The 17,600-nt window shown below is 49.2% G+C and carries 15 protein-coding genes; 12 read left to right on the top strand and 3 right to left on the bottom strand.

Annotation, left to right across the window (positions count from 1 at the left end):
• Positions 1 to 4: 4 nt before the first annotated feature.
• Positions 5 to 691 (bottom strand): OmpA family protein, encoded by a 687-nt coding sequence (locus ACJJI6_RS13950; RefSeq protein WP_108731695.1) that lies wholly within the window; start codon positions 689 to 691, stop codon positions 5 to 7.
• Positions 692 to 1,159: 468 nt separating this feature from the next.
• Between ACJJI6_RS13950 and murJ the strand changes: the two genes are divergently transcribed.
• The 6 genes from murJ to ispH all read left to right on the top strand — a co-directional run bounded on the left by murJ (position 1,160) and on the right by ispH (position 8,651).
• Positions 1,160 to 2,770 carry a murein biosynthesis integral membrane protein MurJ gene (gene murJ, locus ACJJI6_RS13945; protein WP_108731696.1) on the top strand — a complete coding sequence of 537 codons (1,611 nt, stop codon included), beginning with the start codon at positions 1,160 to 1,162 and terminating at the stop codon, positions 2,768 to 2,770.
• 99 nt (positions 2,771 to 2,869) lie between these two features.
• Positions 2,870 to 3,850 carry a bifunctional riboflavin kinase/FAD synthetase gene (gene ribF, locus ACJJI6_RS13940; protein ID WP_475710918.1) on the top strand — a complete coding sequence of 327 codons (981 nt, stop codon included), beginning with the start codon at positions 2,870 to 2,872 and terminating at the stop codon, positions 3,848 to 3,850.
• Positions 3,851 to 3,901: 51 nt separating this feature from the next.
• Positions 3,902 to 6,706 carry an isoleucine--tRNA ligase gene (gene ileS / locus ACJJI6_RS13935; RefSeq protein ID WP_444934829.1) on the top strand — a complete coding sequence of 935 codons (2,805 nt, stop codon included), beginning with the start codon at positions 3,902 to 3,904 and terminating at the stop codon, positions 6,704 to 6,706.
• Positions 6,699 to 7,226, top strand: coding sequence for a signal peptidase II (gene lspA, locus ACJJI6_RS13930; protein WP_444895261.1), 528 nt, complete (start codon positions 6,699 to 6,701; stop codon positions 7,224 to 7,226). The genes ileS and lspA overlap by 8 nt, the downstream gene beginning before the upstream one ends.
• 6 nt (positions 7,227 to 7,232) lie before the next feature.
• Complete coding sequence (locus ACJJI6_RS13925) at positions 7,233 to 7,673, top strand: FKBP-type peptidyl-prolyl cis-trans isomerase (RefSeq protein ID WP_282934364.1); 441 nt, start codon at positions 7,233 to 7,235, stop codon at positions 7,671 to 7,673.
• A 45-nt stretch (positions 7,674 to 7,718) separates the two neighbouring features.
• The gene (gene ispH / locus ACJJI6_RS13920) at positions 7,719 to 8,651 is read left to right on the top strand and encodes a 4-hydroxy-3-methylbut-2-enyl diphosphate reductase (RefSeq protein WP_475710916.1); all 933 of its coding nucleotides are present in this window, start codon (positions 7,719 to 7,721) and stop codon (positions 8,649 to 8,651) included.
• A gap of 41 nt (positions 8,652 to 8,692) precedes the next feature.
• Here ispH and ACJJI6_RS13915 read toward each other — a convergent pair whose 3' ends face one another.
• On the bottom strand, positions 8,693 to 9,205 hold the full coding sequence (locus ACJJI6_RS13915) for a GspH/FimT family pseudopilin (RefSeq protein WP_475710914.1): 513 nt from the start codon (positions 9,203 to 9,205) through the stop codon (positions 8,693 to 8,695).
• Between the two features lie 198 nt (positions 9,206 to 9,403).
• On the opposite strand from ACJJI6_RS13915, the gene ACJJI6_RS13910 reads away from it, so the two are divergent.
• Genes ACJJI6_RS13910 through ACJJI6_RS13885 form a run of 6 tightly spaced genes read left to right on the top strand, consistent with a single transcriptional unit; the run spans position 9,404 to position 16,057 of the window.
• Positions 9,404 to 9,964, top strand: coding sequence for a GspH/FimT family pseudopilin (locus tag ACJJI6_RS13910; protein ID WP_475710912.1), 561 nt, complete (start codon positions 9,404 to 9,406; stop codon positions 9,962 to 9,964).
• Between the two features lie 10 nt (positions 9,965 to 9,974).
• Positions 9,975 to 10,412, top strand: a complete 438-nt coding sequence (pilV, locus tag ACJJI6_RS13905) for a type IV pilus modification protein PilV (protein WP_475710910.1) — start codon at positions 9,975 to 9,977, stop codon at positions 10,410 to 10,412.
• A gap of 11 nt (positions 10,413 to 10,423) precedes the next feature.
• A complete protein-coding gene (locus ACJJI6_RS13900; RefSeq protein WP_475710908.1) occupies positions 10,424 to 11,491 on the top strand; it encodes a PilW family protein in 1,068 nt (355 codons plus the stop codon).
• Between the two features lie 14 nt (positions 11,492 to 11,505).
• Entirely contained in the window at positions 11,506 to 12,054 is a 549-nt protein-coding gene (locus ACJJI6_RS13895) for a pilus assembly PilX family protein (RefSeq protein WP_475710906.1), read from the top strand.
• 24 nt (positions 12,055 to 12,078) lie between these two features.
• Positions 12,079 to 15,612: a pilus assembly protein gene (locus ACJJI6_RS13890; protein WP_475710904.1), complete on the top strand. Its 3,534-nt coding sequence runs from the start codon at positions 12,079 to 12,081 to the stop codon at positions 15,610 to 15,612.
• Positions 15,613 to 15,625: 13 nt separating this feature from the next.
• On the top strand, positions 15,626 to 16,057 hold the full coding sequence (locus tag ACJJI6_RS13885) for a type IV pilin protein (protein ID WP_475710902.1): 432 nt from the start codon (positions 15,626 to 15,628) through the stop codon (positions 16,055 to 16,057).
• An 81-nt stretch (positions 16,058 to 16,138) separates the two neighbouring features.
• On the opposite strand, the gene ACJJI6_RS13880 is transcribed toward ACJJI6_RS13885, so the two are convergent.
• Complete coding sequence (locus ACJJI6_RS13880; RefSeq protein ID WP_444926618.1) at positions 16,139 to 17,530, bottom strand: sigma-54-dependent transcriptional regulator; 1,392 nt, start codon at positions 17,528 to 17,530, stop codon at positions 16,139 to 16,141.
• Positions 17,531 to 17,600 lie beyond the last annotated feature (70 nt).

Raw genomic sequence — 17,600 nt, 5'->3', positions numbered from 1 at the left:
TGACTCAGAAGTTTCCCGCCATGGACTCCGGAAGGGAGAAGCGGATGTCGACGCGGCGCTCCATGGCGTAGGCGTCTACATCGCCTCGGGCTGCCTGGGAATAGGTGGAGCCGAGTGCGCTGCGGCTGATTCTTGAGGCATCAACTCCAAGTGATACCAAAGCCTCTTCCACACTCAGGGCGCGTTGATCGGACAGTACATTGTTGTAGCCGTCGCTGCCGCGAGGATCTGCGTGTCCCTCCAGGTGAATTTGCAGGTGGGGGTGGCGCTTTAGGAAGTCAGCCATGGCACTCAGCTGGTGCATTTGGCCCTCCTGAAGCTCGTCCTCCCCAGTGGTAAACAGCATTTGGAATTGCAGTGAATCCAGGGCCAGTTGGCTGGCGTCGTTCGCGGACAGTTGAGCCGCATCCAATTGCTGTGCCAGGTTGCTGAGCTCTGCACGGCTCTCTGTCAGTTGTGTTGCCAGCATATCTGCCTCGTCTGCTTGCTTGATCTGCTCTCCGAGCCAGGCTCCGCCGAGTGCTCCGGCGATAAAGCCAACGGGCCCACCCAATGCTGCACCGGCAATTGCAGAGCCGGTAAAGACTGAGGCCTGCTTGGCCGGAGTCAAATTGGATTCGTTCTGTTCCTTAGCGTGGGCTCCGGTGGCAATCAGAGAACCCAGGGCGACGGCCATCACTACTTTTTTCATTGTTCTGCTCCTTAGCGGCTTTTCTTACTCGTGTGGGCCTGTTCTGTTGTGGCCCGTTTGAGTGTTATTAAAAAGCTCCAAGGAGGCGCTGGCGTGGCGCAGCTATGACCAACTGCGGCTCAATTGTGGCGAAATATGGCGATCGCTCCGAAACCCAGCTCAGAAGCCGGAAGGGGCTGGGCGACCGCAGTTATAGCAGGGGGTGGATGGACAGACGGGGCTGGGGCCATCAACAGCTGCTATGTACCGCACAATTGCCAGAACCAGGGCAATAATCAAAGCACTAATGGTCATCCCTTCTTTCCCCGCACCACCAGCTCCATAGGTGGCGCGACTAGCTCGCTCTTAGTATAGGCTCGCGGTCCCGCAGTCGCAGGGCCTCAGCTCTGTAGAGGAGCCCATATATCCCCAGGTTTTGGGGTAGACTTGCCGGCCAACAAGTTTCAACTTTCGCCAGGAGTCCGAGTTTTGTCGCAGTCATCCCCAGCTCAGGAACAGGCAGTCGAAAAATCTGGTGCTTCCAGATTGCTGCGGGGCAGTTCCGTTGTCGGTGCTGCCACTATGCTGTCGCGAGTGGCCGGGCTGGTTCGTGACGTGGCGCTGGCCCGCTTTGCCGGTGCGGGCGATGCTGCCGATGCCTTTTTTGTCGCATTCAAGATTCCCAACTTTTTCCGCCGCTTATTTGCAGAAGGTGCATTTGCCCAGGCCTTTGTGCCGGTACTGGCCGAATACCGCCAAAAGGGCGGTAAGGCGGCTGCGCGAGAGTTAAATGACCGGGTTGCGGGCGCTCTTGGTGGCGTACTGTTGTTGGTTACTCTGTTTGGTGTTCTCTGCGCTCCACTAGTGACGGGTATTTTTGCTTTTGGCTGGTGGTGGGACGGCAGTGAGCGTGAGAAGTTCGATCTCGCTACCGATATGTTGCAGATCACTTTTCCCTATTTAATGCTGATTTCCCTGGCGGGATTTACCGGGGCAATACTCAATACTTTCGATCGTTTTGCGATTCCGGCGCTAACCCCGGTGATGCTCAACCTGGTTTTGATTGCTGCGGCGACTGTTGCTACCAGCTGGTTTGATCCGCAAATTATGGCGCTGGCTTGGGGCGTTTTTGTTGCGGGGGTGGTGCAGCTGCTGTTTCAACTGCCTTTTCTCGCTCGTGAAGGTTTGCTACCTAGCCCTAAGTGGGATTGGCAGCACAAAGGAGTGCGTAAAATTTTACGCCTGATGGCGCCGGCGATTTTTGGTGTGTCAGTGACCCAGATCAGCCTGGTGATGGACACTCTGCTGGCTTCATTCCTGCCCAGCGGCAGTGTTTCCTGGCTCTATTTTTCCGACCGGCTCACCGAGCTGCCCCTGGGGGTGTTTGGGGTTGCGGTGGCAACGGTGATTCTGCCGAGCTTGTCGCGGCAGCACACTGACGGAGACCCCCGCCGGTTCCGTCATACCCTCGACTGGGCTTTGCGCAGTGTCACGCTAATTTCCCTGCCCGCTTCTGTAGCCTTGGTGGTACTGGCTGAGCCGCTCCTGACAACCCTTTTTCAGTATGGGCAGATGCAGCCGCGCGATATGCAAATGGCCGCCTGGTCCCTGCGCGCTTATGCCATGGGGCTGCTGGCGTTTATGCTGATTAAAGTGCTGGCGCCGGGCTATTTTGCTCGCCAGGATACCTATACCCCAGTGCGCTTTGGCTTAATTGCTATCTCGGCCAAAATGGTGTTGAGCCTGCTGTTTGTGATACCGCTTAACTACTACTTTAAACTCGGCCATATGGGCCTGGCACTGGCTACGGCTTGTCAGGCCGCTATTAACGCCTGGCTCCTCTATAAAGGCTTGCGTCGAGATGATGTCTATAAACCTGAGGCTGGGTGGGGCACTTACCTGGTAAGGTTGCTTCTGGCGAATTTGGCGATGGTTGCGATTTTGCTCGGGGCCCTGCACCTGTGGTCGCAGTGGAGTGAATGGGCCTGGTATGACCGCGCCTGGCGTATGGGGCTAATCGTAGCTGCTGGGGGAGCGACCTATCTGTCCGTTTTACTGGTTTCAGGATTGCGCCCCCGCCACTTCCGCGCCACAAGTTAGTTTATTAAGTGGGCATATCTGGATAAATATGGCCTCTGGCCGCCCAGTGGGAATCCGCTATACTGTGCGGCTCGATTTTATGAGGATGGGAAAATCGCTTTGGCCCAGGAGCGCGAACTAATTCGCGGGTTGCACAACCTGCGCCCCCGCCACCGGGGAAGCGTGGCGACAATCGGCTCGTTCGACGGTGTACACCTCGGTCACCAGGCGATTATTGCGCAGCTCAAGCAACGCGCGCAGGAACATGATCTGCCCTCGGTGGCGATTATCTTTGAGCCCCAGCCACATGAGTTCTTCTCTGGGGAAAGGGCGCCCGCGCGTCTGATGCGCTTTAAAGAGAAGGTATTGGCGCTATTTGATGCTGGTGCCGACCGGGTGCTGTGCCTGCAGTTTAACGAGAAACTGCGCAACCTGAGTGCCGATGCTTTTGTGCGCCGTATTCTGGTGGACGGCCTTGGAATCCGCCATTTGGTGGTGGGAGACGATTTCCGCTTCGGCTGTGATCGCAGTGGCGATTATCGATTCCTTCAGGGCGCCGGGGCCGAAAATGGATTCACGGTGGAAGACACGGCTACGCTTGAGACTCGCGGAGCCCGGGTGAGCAGCACCCGCATTCGCGAAGCCTTGCAGCGGGGCGAGTTTGAGTTGGCCGAGGCCTTACTCGGACGCCCTTACAGTATTACCGGAAGGGTTGCCCCCGGCCGCGCCTTGGGCCGGCAACTGGGAGCTCCCACAGCCAATGTGCGTTTGCACCGCTATCGCTCCCCGCTGGTTGGCGTTTACACCGTTCGCACCAAGGCCGCGAATGGAAGTGAACTCGCAGCTGGGCGGCCGGAAATTGACGGTGTTGCCAATGTGGGGTTTCGCCCGACAGTTGAGGGAGAGGGTGCCCGGCCACTACTGGAAGTCAACTTGTTTGATTTTGATGGCAACCTCTACGGGAAAGAACTAGCGGTAGAGTTTTGCCACAAACTCCGCAATGAAGAGAAGTTTGCCTCCCTGGAAATCCTCAAAGCCCGCATCGCTCAGGATATTGACGATGCTAAAGACTGGTTTGTGCAAAACCCAAAGGGGCACTAACCGGTGTATAGACGATGAATTATTCTCTACTAGAGCTGAAGTAGACATCCAATGACTGATTATAAAGTGACCTTAAACCTGCCTGAGACCGACTTTCCTATGCGCGGCAATCTGCCCCAGCGCGAGCCGGCTATTTTAAAGAAGTGGCAGGAAACCAAGCTCTACGAAAAAATCCGCGAAGCGCGGGCGGGGCGCGAGCAGTTTATCCTGCACGACGGCCCTCCCTACGCCAACGGGGATATTCACATAGGTCACTCGGTCAACAAGATTCTCAAAGATATTATTATCAAGTCGAAAACCCTGAGCGGTTTTGACGCTCCCTATGTGCCTGGTTGGGACTGCCACGGCCTGCCGATTGAGCACCGCGTCGAGAAAAAGATTGGCAAGGCTGGCGCAAAGGTGGATCACAAAACTTTCCGCCAGAAGTGCCGCGAGTACGCAGCCAAGCAGGTGGACGGACAGAAGAAAGACTTTATTCGCCTGGGGGTGTTCGGTGAGTGGGACAATCCCTACCGCACCATGGATTTCCAATTTGAAGGCGATATCATCCGCGCGCTTGGACGAGTGGTCAAAAATGGCCATTTGGCACGGGGTTTCAAGCCCGTGTACTGGAGCGTTGTGGGCGGATCAGCTCTGGCGGAAGCGGAAGTGGAGTATCAGGATAAAACCTCCTACTCCATTTACGTTTGCTATCCGGCGACGGAAGAGACATCCCTGGCTATCGCCGATGCGGCAGGTGGACACGCGGGTGAAGGCCCCCTTTCCGTTGTTATCTGGACTACAACCCCCTGGACGCTTCCTTCCAGCCAAGCGGTTTCTGTCAACGCTGAGCTTGAATATGTTGTGGTGCAAACGGCTGAGCGTCGATTGCTCGTTGCCGAAGCACTCAAGGACGCCGTATTGGAGAAGGCGGGGCTCGAAGGTGAAGTGGTAGGCCGTATTCGCGGTGCCGCCTTGGAGCACCTGAAGCTAAACCATCCTTTCTACGAGAAGCAATTGCCGATGATCCTCGGCGACCATGTCACCACTGATGCAGGTACAGGCTGTGTACACACTGCGCCGGACCATGGTCCCGATGACTTCCAGGTGGGCAAGCGCTACGGCATCGATACCCTGAACTATATCGATGACAATGGCGTATACCGCGATATGGTACCGCTGTTTGCCGGTGAACACGTCTACAAGGTGGACGACAAAATCGTGGCCCTGTTACAGGAGCGCGGAGTACTTCTGCACCAGGGTAAGATGGAGCACAGCTACCCTCACTGCTGGCGCACCAAGACGCCGCTTATTTACCGCGCAACTCCGCAGTGGTTTGTGAGCATGCAGCAGAATGACCTTCTGGAGAATGCACAGAAGGCAGCGGATGAAGTTCAGTGGATCCCCGGTTGGGGCAAGGCTCGTATCGATGCCATGCTCGACGGCAGCCCGGATTGGTGTATTTCCCGCCAGCGTACCTGGGGCGTGCCCATCGCTTTGTTTGTTCACAAAGAAACCCATGAAATCCACCCGGACACTCCCGCTTTGATGGACAAAGTGGCTGAAAAGGTCGATGCCGAGGGTATGGATGTTTGGTTTGACCTGGACCCGCAGGAGCTCTTGGGAGATGAGGCAGACCAATATCAAAAGGTTACCGACACCCTGGATGTCTGGTTCGATTCAGGTGTGACTCATTACGCCGTACTGGAGCGCCGCAACGGCTTGCGTTTCCCGGCAGATCTGTACCTTGAGGGCTCTGATCAGCACCGAGGCTGGTTCCAGTCTTCACTGAAGACCTCCATCGCCATCAACGATTGTGCCCCTTATAAGCAAGTGTTGACCCATGGTTTCACGGTAGATGCACAGGGACGGAAAATGTCCAAGTCCATCGGCAATACCGTTGCACCACTGGATGTAATCAACAAGTTGGGTGCGGATGTATTGCGCCTTTGGGTTTCCGCTACAGACTTTAGCGGTGAAATGGCGGTTTCCGATGAGATCCTGAAACGCACAGCGGACTCTTACCGTCGCTTGCGCAATACGGCTCGTTTCTTCCTGTCCAACCTGGCTGGGTTTGACCCGGAAAAAGATTTGTTGCCGGAAAGTGAACTTCTGGCGCTGGATCGCTGGGCGCTGGATAAGGCTGCGCGTCTACAGGATGAAATTATCGCGGCTTACGATAACTACCAGTTCCACCAGATCTATCAGAAGTTACATAACTTCTGCGTCGTGGAAATGGGTGGCTTCTACCTGGATATCATCAAAGATCGTCAGTACACCACGAAAGAGGACAGTACTGCACGCCGCTCTGCGCAAACTGCCCTCTATCATATTGTTCAGGCATTTGTTCGCTGGATTGCGCCTATCCTGAGCTTTACCGCAGAAGAACTGTGGCAGTTTATTCCCGGTGCCAAAGCGGACAGCATCTTTATTGAAGAGTGGTATTCGCTGCCGAAGCTGCCAGCAGACTCGGTCAAAGGTGCGGACTATTGGGCCGCCATCGCCGAAGTAAAAACTGCGGTAAACAAGGTGCTTGAAGAGCAGCGTGGAGCTGGTGCTATTGGCGGCTCCCTGCAAGCGGCGGTGACTCTGTTCGCCGAGGATGACCTGCGCGAAAAGCTCTTGGAGCTCGAAGATGAGTTGCGCTTTGTTTTGATTTGCTCCTCCACTTCTGTACAGCCACTCAGCGATGCTGCCGGTGCAGAGTCCACAGAGCTGGAAGGATTGAAAGTCAGCGTAAGCAAAGTGGATCACCCCAAGTGTGCGCGCTGTTGGCATTACCGTGCCGATGTGGGTGTATCAGCGGAGTATCCAGACATTTGTGAGCGCTGCGTGGAAAACGTTTCTGGTGAAGGAGAAGTGAGGCACTATGCCTAGTTCCAACCCTGTTTGGGGGCATCCATGGCGCTGGTACTGGCTGGCGCTGGTGGTGGTTGTTCTCGATATCGCCAGCAAAGTCTGGGCCGTGGATATGTTTATGCACGGCCCATCAATGCAAATTATCCCCGGCTTGCTGCAATTTACTTATGCCGAAAATTACGGTGCCGCCTTTAGCTTCCTGTCTGATGCTGGGGGATGGCAGCGGTGGTTTTTCGGAATTATTGCTTTTGTATTTAGCGTCGTTGTCAGTGTTTGGCTATGGCGTTTACCGGCAACAAAGCGCTGGGAACCCTGTGCCCTGGCGCTAATTCTGGGGGGGGCCTTGGGCAACCTTTGGGATCGAGTGCTGCTGGGTTACGTAAGGGATTTTATTTCGGTCTATTACGGCAACTGGCACTTCCCGGTATTCAATGTTGCGGATATGGGAATTAGTATCGGCGCTGCAATGCTGGTTATTGAGCTACTTTTTTTTGCAGAAAAAGAGAGTGGCAAAGCAAAAAATAACGTGGAAGTTTAACGAACTATGAGTAATGCCGTTATCGGTGAACACTGCCGGGTGACACTGCACTTTAGCCTGAAATTGGATGATGGCACTGAGGTGGATTCAACCTTCAAAGGTGACCCAGCCTCTTTCAGTGTTGGCGATGGCAGTTTGCTGCCGGGCTTTGAAAAAGCCCTTTTTGGTTTAAAAGCGGGGGATGAAGCCGAGATCGAGATACCGCCGGAGATAGGATTTGGTCAGCGCAACCCGGAAAACCTGCAAAAGGTGCGCCGGGATACCTTTTCTCCAGATATGGAGCTGGAGCGTGGGTTGGTAGTCTCTTTTGACAATGGCAGCGGCGAACTCCCCGGAGTAATCAGTGAGATTGGTGAGGACGATGTTACCGTCGACTTTAACCATCCATTGGCCGGTCAAACCTTAAATTTCCATGTGAAAATTATTGCGGTGGACTCGATCCAATAGGGTCGGGGTTCCCCCTTTTGTAGCAAGTAGGGTGCTGAAGTAGACATGCAAATCCGAATGGCTAACCCCCGGGGCTTTTGTGCCGGTGTTGATCGGGCAATTGATATTGTGAATCGCGCCCTGGATGTATTTGGTGCGCCGATCTATGTCCGCCATGAAGTGGTGCACAATAAATTTGTGGTGGAAAGTCTGAAAGAGCGCGGCGCAGTCTTTGTCGATGAACTCGATGAAGTGCCCGATGATGTTATCGTTATCTTCAGTGCTCACGGTGTTTCAAAAGCTGTGCAGCGCGAAGCTGAAGAGCGCGGCCTGCGTGTATTCGATGCTACTTGCCCGCTGGTTACCAAAGTGCATATTGAAGTGAGTAAGTTCAGCACCGACGGTGCTGAGTGCATACTTATCGGCCACGCCGGGCACCCGGAAGTGGAGGGCACAATGGGGCAGTATGACAACTCTGCTGGCGGTGCCATTTACTTGGTTGAAGACGAAGAGGATGTTGCGAAGTTAACTGTTAAAGACGAGAGTAATCTCGCCTATGTCACTCAGACAACATTATCCATGGATGATACTGCTCGAGTCATTGATGCTCTGAGAGTGCGTTTCCCTGAAATTCGTGGCCCTCGAAAAGATGATATCTGTTACGCAACCCAGAATCGCCAGGATGCTGTAAAGCAGCTGGCTCTGGAAAGTGACCTGGTCCTTGTTGTTGGTAGCCCGAATAGTTCTAACTCTAATCGCCTGCGTGAACTCGCTGAACGCTGTGGTGCTACTGCTAAATTGATCGATGGTGCAGATGATATCAATGCAGATTGGCTTCAGGGTAAGGCGGCTATAGGGATTACAGCCGGGGCCTCAGCACCAGAAATTTTGGTGCAGGGAGTCGTTAGCCGATTGCAGCAACTTGGTGCAAGCCTTCCAGAAGAAATGGATGGGCGAGCTGAAAATATACGATTCTCCCTGCCTAAAGAACTTAAGTAATCAAAACTTCTCGCGCCTCCTTTCCCTTTGGTTTTAGGAGGCTAGGAGCATTGGCTTTGATTCGCCTGCTCGACTCTTAGGCGACCGCTGTGAAACAATATCAGGGCTAGGCCCTGTGATCCATCAAGGGTGCAAACATAGAGGCTTCCCATTTGTAATGCGCCTTGTGGAGAGCCTGCCTTGCGACTTTCACCGGTTCCAATAAAGGAAATGTAATCTCTAAGTGGAGAGTTAGATAGAACCTGCACTTTATCTAATCCAGCCCCAGACATTACTAGAGTGTCTCTTTCACCGCGGGAACCGTCATTGTCGGCATCGATAAAAATCTCCCACCCAAGATCCCAGCTTCCAGAGTTGCGCATAGTGACGCGCTGATTCTTCACAACAGCCGTATTTCTTGTTAGCTGAATAGCACTAATTAGTTCGTCCCCCGCAAACTCCAGCTGTGTTTTTTCAATAATCTGCGTAAAGCTTGGCAGACCGATAAATAAAAGTATCGATAAAATACAAAGAGTGATTAGTAGCTCAAGTAGCGTAAACCCCCGCTGAGTCATGGCTCCCTCCAAGGATTTTTAGACGCAGGTCTCATTTAAATGACCATTGAATCTGCTGAAATGGCCGCTAGTCGGTTTGATCTGGTTTGATAACGAATTGAAATGCTACTTTTCCGACTATATCCACGGTCTTTTTCTCTTTCTAGGTGTTTGGCGGTAAAGTGAACTCTGAATTATTAGCACAGGCGTTTGAAATAGATGCAATTTAGGAACTCAGATCAGGGTAGTCTTATCCGGAAACAATATGGATTTACGCTAATAGAGTTGATGACCACCCTTGTGGTTTTGGCTGTCCTTGTTGGTATTGCAGTCCCGAGCTTTAAGGACATGATCAACAACAGCCGCTCAGTGGCGTTGGCTGAGGACCTCGCAGGGGCTCTTAACTTTGCCCGATCCGAGGCCGTGCGGCGTGGCGGAAGAGTTTCTATCTGTGCGAGCACCAATGGAGCAAGTTGTGGAGCTGCTGATACCTGGAACCAGGGATGGATAGTGTTTGCTGATGGCGCTGTTACTGACAGCGCGCTGGAGCCTGTAGTGAGTGAGTTAATAAGGGTATGGGAGGTCGATGACGAGGATGCCGAGATTCAAGTTGCACAGGGAGCCGCTACAAAGTTCATCCGCTATACAAGTTTGGGTACATTGGGGCGCTTTACCGATACCTCAATAACGGTGAAAAACTCTAAATGTACTGGCACCAATGAAAGAACAATGACGCTTGGAGCAGCCGGTTTAATAAGCGTGTCGAAAACCGACTGCTAAGGAGAGTGAAGTGAAATTACTAAATTCCCAGCGTGGAGCAGGGTTAATCGAAGTGATGGTAACTGTATTAATTCTTTCCACATCACTGCTTGGCCTGGCAGCGTTGCAAAACAAGGCGCTGCAATACAATCACAGTGCCTACATGCGCTCACAGGCGAATGTTCTGGCTCAAGATGTATTTGAACGCATAAGAACTAATCGTGAGAATTTATCAGATTATGAGATAGATGTTGATGATCCCACACCAACTGCGAGTTCAAACCGCGCTGATATTGATTTAGGTGAGTGGCGAAGCTTGCTGTCAGACCTCCTCCCGGCGGGTACAGGAGGTGTTAGTTGCGATGTAAATGATATTTGTACGGTGATTGTCCAGTGGGGGGAGGAGGATTCCACTGGCACTGGTGATGATGAAGGTACCAGTAGTTTTCAATATATGACAAGAATTTAGTGGGAATTGTAATGTTTAAGCAGCGAGGAATTTCTCTTGTAGAGCTTATGGTGTCTATTACCGTTGGCTTGGTATTGATGGCCGGAGTGGTACAGCTTTTCTTATCGAGTAAAACCACATTTACGAGTCAGCAGGCTATTGCTAGGGTGCAGGAAACCGGACGCCTTGCAATTGAGTTTATGAATGAAGATATACGTATGGCCGGTTTTCTTGGCTGTTTGAATACCTCGAACGGTGATTTTGAAAATATATTAAATGATAGTGAAACAACGCTTTATAATTTTGCTGAGGTTGCAGAGGGTATCGATCACGACCAAATCGATCCAAGCTATCCAAGCCACTCCGAAGATTCGGATGTTTTGTTGTTGAGAAGTGCGAATGGCACGTCTGTGGACGTATCTGAGAAATCATTAAGAGATCGGTTTTACATTGAAAATACCGGAATTGAAGAAGGTGGCTGCGATGGGGATGAAGATAAATACAGCGGTATCTGTGCCAGTGATATTTTGATAGTTGCCGACTGTACAAAGGCGCTAGCTTTTCAAGTAACTGGGTTTGACACTGGAAGTAGGCCTGGAGAGATTGGGCTATATCACTCAGATGCCGATGGCTTTACACCGGGAAATAAAAAGGGATATGAGTCCTTTGGAGATAGCCAAAGAAACCAAGACAAATACTTCGATGACGATGATGCTCAGGTTTTTGTAGCAACCAGTACATTTTACTATATCGATAATGGTACCTCCGGCCGCCCAAGTTTGTTTCGAGAGATAAATGGTGAATCTCAAGAACTCCTAACTGGAGTTGAACAAATGCAGATCACCTACGGCTTGGATTTGGATATGGATCCCAATATACCTTATGTTCCAGATGAATATAGAACGGCTAAAGAAGTTGGCGATTGGAAGCAGGTAGTTAGTATTAGGGTGGAATTATTGGTTTCTTCCGATGACGACAATGTACTTCAGGAAACACAGCTATACAGTTTTAATGGAGAGGAGGACCTTGACCCAGGCGATAGGCGTTTGCGCCAGGTCTTCGCGAGTACCATATCTATCCGTAGTCGTAGTTTGCCGTAATTGAAGGTGGGAAGATGAAAAAAAGGTCTTATATTAGAAGCCTGCAACGCCAAGGTGGGGCTACATTGCTTGTTGGGCTGATAATTTTATTACTGATGACTTTTATCGGATTGGCGGCAATTCGCGGCAGTGGAATGCAGGAATTAATGGCCGGTAATATGCGCGATCGCCAGCTTGCGCTTCAGGCTGCGGAAGCTGCATTGCGGGTTGCCGAGGTTAGGCTGGTAGATGATTCTAACCGTTCGATAAGTCAGCTTTACGATGGAACTAATGTTGGATATGTTGAAAAAATGGATGGTTCTTCTACGACTGAGTTTTGGCTGGATTATGACTGGGACAGCGTCTCGGTTTCGACCGATCTCGAACTCAGCGGGGTTGCCAGCCAGCCGGTTTATGTCGTCGAGAGATTTACTGGGCCAAAGTGGAATGCTAATGACGGTGGCTGTATTGATCAGGCTTGCTCAGTTGGCACTGAGGCGCCCGTGTACTACCGAATTACCAGTCGCGGCGTCGGCGGTAGCGATAGTACCGTAGTAATTCTCCAGTCTAATGCTGTTCGTTAATAATTTGCGCTTGGAATAATGATTATGATTAGTCTTGTAAAAAAATTAAAAAGCGCCTCGACAATTTCGGCCGCATTTTTAAGTTTAGGAATATCACATAGTGCGGCATCTATTGATTTTGCCCAACAGCCACTATTTTTAAGTACTTCCGTTGATCCAAATATTATGTTTATTTTGGATGACTCTGGATCAATGCAGTTTGAAGTTACTCCTTCGGAAATCACCGAGTATTTTTATGCGCCTAGGTTGAATAAATGGGGTAATCCTACCTACGATAAATGGGGAAATCCTGTTTATAATTCTTACCCTGTGAGGTATGTTTTCCCGCAAACTGAAGCGGATAGTCATAATGCTGCTGTGCGGTTAACCCCCTGTCCTTATAATAGCTCTTCGTCTTCTGGTTGTGACTACTGGAATGGGTCCAATGATAGACAGACCATAGCGAAATTCGATAGTGATAATAAATGGGCTGCTTATTATCGTTCCTCATATAATAACAAGTCTTATTACAATCCAGCCGTTTTGTATCTTCCTTGGGCCGAGGAGGATGAATATGGCAATGAATTTTCAAATGCAAATCCTCAGAAGGCATATCACAACCCTTATGATACGTCTAAAGGCTGGCGCAACCTCACAGTAAATAATACACAGAGTGCAAATTGTTGGATAAAAGGCACCGCTACCAAGGATTCGAGTAATTCATTCGATGAATTGTGTGAGAGCGGCGATCTTACTTTCTATCCCGCCACCTATTTTAATTATAAAGGGACAGCTTCATCAGACGTTTATTTTTCTAGTAGCTATGATCGTGTCCAAATTAAAAATGATGGGAGTACCTATGCGGGGGGCAATGCGCGAACGGACTGTGCAGATTCAAGTGCTTGTACCTATGCAGAGGAAATTCAGAATTTTGCTAACTGGTATAGCTATCATCGCTCTCGTGTATTGATGTCCCGGGCAGGGATCGGACATGCTTTTTCAGCTCAAGGGGAGGGGTTGCGCGTAGGTTTTGGTACACTGAATACTGATGGTAAAACTATTGATGGCTATAGCACTGATGTGGTCCTAGAGGGGGTGCGAACTTTTAAGGATACAGATAGAGAGAATTTCTTTGAGAGACTGTATGGAACAACGATTCCTTCACAAGGGACTCCTTTATTAAACGCTCTGGAAGCAGCGGGTAAGTACTATAGTCGCACGGATGACAGAGGGCCTTGGTCTTCAACACCTGGAGAAAGCAGTAGCACTAGCTCTGATATTGCCTGTAGATCCAGCTATACCATTCTGATGACAGATGGTTATGGTAATGATTATGGTAGTGACGAAGTTGGTTATTACGGCAATGTGGATGGAACCTACGGCGCGCCATTCTCTGATTCATATGCTAATACATTGGCAGATATTGCCATGCATTACTGGAAAACTGACTTAAACACCAATCTATCAAATAGTGTAAACCAAGCTGAAGGAAGTATTGATACTGCAACCTGGCAACATATGGTGACTTTTGGGGTTGCGCTTGGAGTTACAGGCAATGTTGACCCGACTACTGCATTTAATGCGATTGACACCAGCACCGCTATTTCTTGGGGAGATCCAGACTCTAGTGATGCAAATAAATTGGACGATCTACTACATGCCTCTCTGAATAGTCGTGGAGGTTTCTACAGCGCAAGTGATTCTAAAACTTTTGCCGATCAACTAACAGCAGTATTAAGTGATATTAGTGGGCGCGCTGGATCGTCATCGGCAGTTGCTGCTAACTCCACGCGCCTGGGAACTGATACGTTGGTTTTCCAAGCGCTATTTGATTCAAACGATTGGAGCGGTGAAGTTAAAGCTTTTGCGATGGATACAGATGGAAGCTTAAGTTCCACCGCTAAGTGGAGTACTTCGACTTCAGGGAAAATACCCACATCGGGTCGAACGATACTCACCTATGATGGCTCCGATACAGTGAGTTTTACTTGGAATAACTTAACAGACGAACAAAAATCAGCCTTGATTGGAACTGATAATGATTCTGTCGGTGAGGAGCGTTTGGAATGGTTGTGGGGTAAATCGATCTCAGGAATGCGTAGCCGAACTTATTTGTTGGGTGATGTTGTTAATAGCAGCCCAGCATTAGCGGATAATAAGGATATGTATTATTCGTCTCTACCCACTTACCTTGGTGGAGACAAATACGCTTCTTACTTATCAGATACTAAAGAAGCTCGCTCAAAAGAAATTCTCTATGTGAGTGCCAACGATGGAATGTTGCATGGGCTAAACTCTGCCACTGGTGTCGAGGAGTTTGCTTATATACCATCGGGCGCTTATGAAAAGTTGGCTGATTTAACAGAGACTGATTACGGCACTGAATCTAACCCCCATGAGTATATTGTGGATGGTCCCTTATATGTAAGCGATGCTTACTTTAAGAAGGGCGCCAGTGAATCATGGCGGAATATTTTAGTGGGTACTTACGGTGCTGGATCAGAGGGCCTGTTTGTTCTTGATGTAACTAACCCATCGAGCCCAGAAGTTCTGTTTGAACTGGATAGTTCAGATGATGACAGTATAGGAAATATTATTGGGCAACCGCTTATTGCGCCTACACCAGCTGGTTGGAAGTTAATTTTTGGAAATGGATACAACTCCGATAATGATGCTGCTTCATTAGTGATTGTTGACTTGGCTGACCCCAGCGATATCGAGGTATTAGAGGCCGGTAGCTCAACCAATAACGGTTTGGCTGGGCCATCACTATTACCTGATATCTACGGAATAGTTAGAACTGCATATGCAGGTGATATTTACGGAAATATGTGGAAGTTTGATCTGAGCAGTGAATCTGAGAGCAGTTGGAAGGTTGCATTTGGAAGCGATTCATCCCCGGAGCCCCTATTCACTGCAAATGATATCAATGGCCGCCCACAGCCTATCACCGCAGCGCCTGTGCTGGGAGCTAACTCAAAGGTGGATAATGCTATTATGGTGTACTTTGGTACCGGTAGTTATTTATCCTCAGCTGATGATGGGGAAGGGGATGTGGTCCATACTTTTTATGGCATTGTTGATAACGACACTAATATCACATCTACAGATAGGTCAGAGTTGTTTGAGAAAACTATCTCAGAGTCTTCTGGTTCGAGAACCATTAATGGGGATAGCGATACCTCTTGGTGGTATACTAAAAAGGGATGGTATTTAGATTTTGGGGCGGTTTCTGGATCTACTGTAAATGTAACAGGCGAAAGAATTATCAGTAAGCCCCTGTTAATTCGAGATCGCTTAATTTTTCCGACTCTAACTCCATCTAAGGATCCCTGTGCTTACGGTGCAACAGGCTGGACTATGGAACTTATTGGCTTAGGCGACCCCAGGTTTGCAAATGAGAGTATCCTGGATGAGCCCAACACGAAAGAAGATAGCGCTACCATCGCTTTTTCTGATGTTATTATTGCAGGGAAAAAAGTATTTATCCCTTATTCAGATACGTCAGGCTCTCCTGTGGATTCATTTGATGGCGCTTTGGAGCAAAATAATGATCGTTTATCTTGGAGACAACCATAAAGAGTAGCATTTTATGAAAAACTCTAATTTTAGTATAAATAACGGATTTACTTTAATAGAAGTTTTGCTGGTTGTTGCAATAGTTGGGATTCTCGGCGCAATTGCTTACCCCAGCTATATGGAGTCTGTTCGAAAAAGTAATCGCTCGGAAGCCAAAATTGAAATGAATGATGTGGCGCAGCGCTTGCAGCGCTGCTTTACCGCTTATAGTGCTTATAATGATGCAGGTTGCTCTGTTGCAAATGAAATAACCGATGGAAACACGCGGTCTACACAAAATAACTATTATTCGATTTCAGGGGTTCTCACCGCGACGACATATACTTTAACGGCACTGCCGCAATCTGGGTTTGTGCAAGCGGGTGATAACGACTGCACCAGCTTTACCTTAACTCAAGCGGGCGTTACAGATGCGACAGGATCTAGTGCGGACGATTGTTGGTGATTTTTAATTCATTTCTCGTGAATTCATGCCAACAAAATTTGAGTGGCTCTCTATAGGTGTAAAGCCACTCAAATTACTTGGTTAAGTTTCTAGACCTAGCTTCTTTAGTCTATAACGAAGTGAGCGGAAGCTTATTCCAAGGCGTTCTGCGGCCGCAGTTCTATTCCACTTTGTCTTGCTTAACGCGCTCTCTATAACTTCTTTTTCGATCTCTTGTAAAAATTCATCAATCGTTGTGTGCTGAGAGGAGTCAAATAACCCCTGTGAAGGAATTGATGTCACGGGGAGTTGGGCAAACTCAGGGAGTTCTTTTGCTGGTGACGTATTTTGATCAAGCTTAAGGTCTGACTCTTTAATTTCTCCCTTCTCACATAAAGTGAAAGCTCTCTCGAGAATATTTTCCAGTTGTCTAACATTTCCTGGAAAATGAAATTTCTGAAGAGCTAACATTGCTTGAGGATGTATTTTAGGTCGGGGCAGGCCGGGCTTCCGTGCAATTCTTTGCATAATAGCTTGTGCAAGAACAGGAATATCTTCAATACGTTCGCGAAGTGGTGGTATGGAGATCTCTATAACATTGATTCGATAGTAGAGGTCGCTACGAAAGCGCCCTTCTGCCACTTCAGCAGCCAAATTCTTATGAGTCGCGCTGAGAATGCGAATATCAATAGGGATTTCTTGATTTGCGCCTATGGGACGAACAGATTTTTCTTGTATAGCCCTAAGCAGTTTGACCTGCATATCCAGGGGAAGGTCAGCGATTTCATCGAGAAACAGAGTTCCCCCCTCTGCACTTTGAAGTAAGCCGATCTTGTCTTTATAAGCGCCAGTAAAGCTACCTTTTCGGTGCCCGAAAAATTCACTTTCTACTAACTCTTTTGGAATTGCTCCGCAATTAATAGGGACAAAAGGCTTATCAGCTCTGGCTCCTTGCTGATGAATAGACCGAGCTGCCAGTTCTTTTCCCGACCCAGACTCACCGCTGATATATATAGGCGCATCACTGCGTGCAACTTTTGCCAGTTGATTCCTTAAAACTCGCATGTTACCAGCATCACCCAACAACAGCTCTGTATCACTCTGAGTTAACTCACCGCTTTGGTGATGACTCAAACGGAGAGCCAGTTGAGCAAGATTTCTCAAGCGCTCTAAGTCAACAGGTTTACTGACAAAGTCAAATGCGCCCAGCTTCAGTGCTTTAATTGCACTATCCATATTGCCATGAGCGGTGATGACCGCTATAGGCAGATGCGATTCGATACCCTGCTGAATATATTCAACCAGTTGTAGACCATCACCATCGGGAAGGCGCAAATCTGTAAGGCAAAACTGGTAGCTATTGTTGTATAGCAGCTCCTTGGCTTGTGCGAGTGTGCCTGCACTATGGCAATCCACATCCATTCGCTTAAGTGTTAGGCTAATTAAGTTACAAATATCTGGTTCGTCGTCAACAACCAGTGCCAGAGGTCGCATTATTTTTTGTCTTTTCTTGTTGTGTGAAATTATTTGGCGGTTTATCAGCTGAAATTATGTCAGAAATCTT

Source organism: Microbulbifer maximicatervae (SeqCode) (genome assembly GCF_056232625.1).
The sequence above is the reverse complement of the archived record's forward strand: the minus strand, read 5'-3'. Positions and strand labels throughout refer to the sequence as shown.

Coding starts and splice junctions, on each gene's coding strand:
- ACJJI6_RS13885 (WP_475710902.1), top strand. CDS start 15,626: ATGAAAAACTCTAATTTTAGTATAAATAACGGATTTACTTTAATAGAA.
- ACJJI6_RS13950 (WP_108731695.1), bottom strand. CDS start 691: ATGAAAAAAGTAGTGATGGCCGTCGCCCTGGGTTCTCTGATTGCCACC.
- ispH (WP_475710916.1), top strand. CDS start 7,719: ATGCAAATCCGAATGGCTAACCCCCGGGGCTTTTGTGCCGGTGTTGAT.
- ileS (WP_444934829.1), top strand. CDS start 3,902: ATGACTGATTATAAAGTGACCTTAAACCTGCCTGAGACCGACTTTCCT.
- lspA (WP_444895261.1), top strand. CDS start 6,699: ATGCCTAGTTCCAACCCTGTTTGGGGGCATCCATGGCGCTGGTACTGG.
- ACJJI6_RS13890 (WP_475710904.1), top strand. CDS start 12,079: ATGATTAGTCTTGTAAAAAAATTAAAAAGCGCCTCGACAATTTCGGCC.
- ACJJI6_RS13910 (WP_475710912.1), top strand. CDS start 9,404: ATGCAATTTAGGAACTCAGATCAGGGTAGTCTTATCCGGAAACAATAT.
- ACJJI6_RS13895 (WP_475710906.1), top strand. CDS start 11,506: ATGAAAAAAAGGTCTTATATTAGAAGCCTGCAACGCCAAGGTGGGGCT.
- ACJJI6_RS13880 (WP_444926618.1), bottom strand. CDS start 17,530: ATGCGACCTCTGGCACTGGTTGTTGACGACGAACCAGATATTTGTAAC.
- ACJJI6_RS13900 (WP_475710908.1), top strand. CDS start 10,424: ATGTTTAAGCAGCGAGGAATTTCTCTTGTAGAGCTTATGGTGTCTATT.
- ACJJI6_RS13915 (WP_475710914.1), bottom strand. CDS start 9,205: ATGACTCAGCGGGGGTTTACGCTACTTGAGCTACTAATCACTCTTTGT.
- ACJJI6_RS13925 (WP_282934364.1), top strand. CDS start 7,233: ATGAGTAATGCCGTTATCGGTGAACACTGCCGGGTGACACTGCACTTT.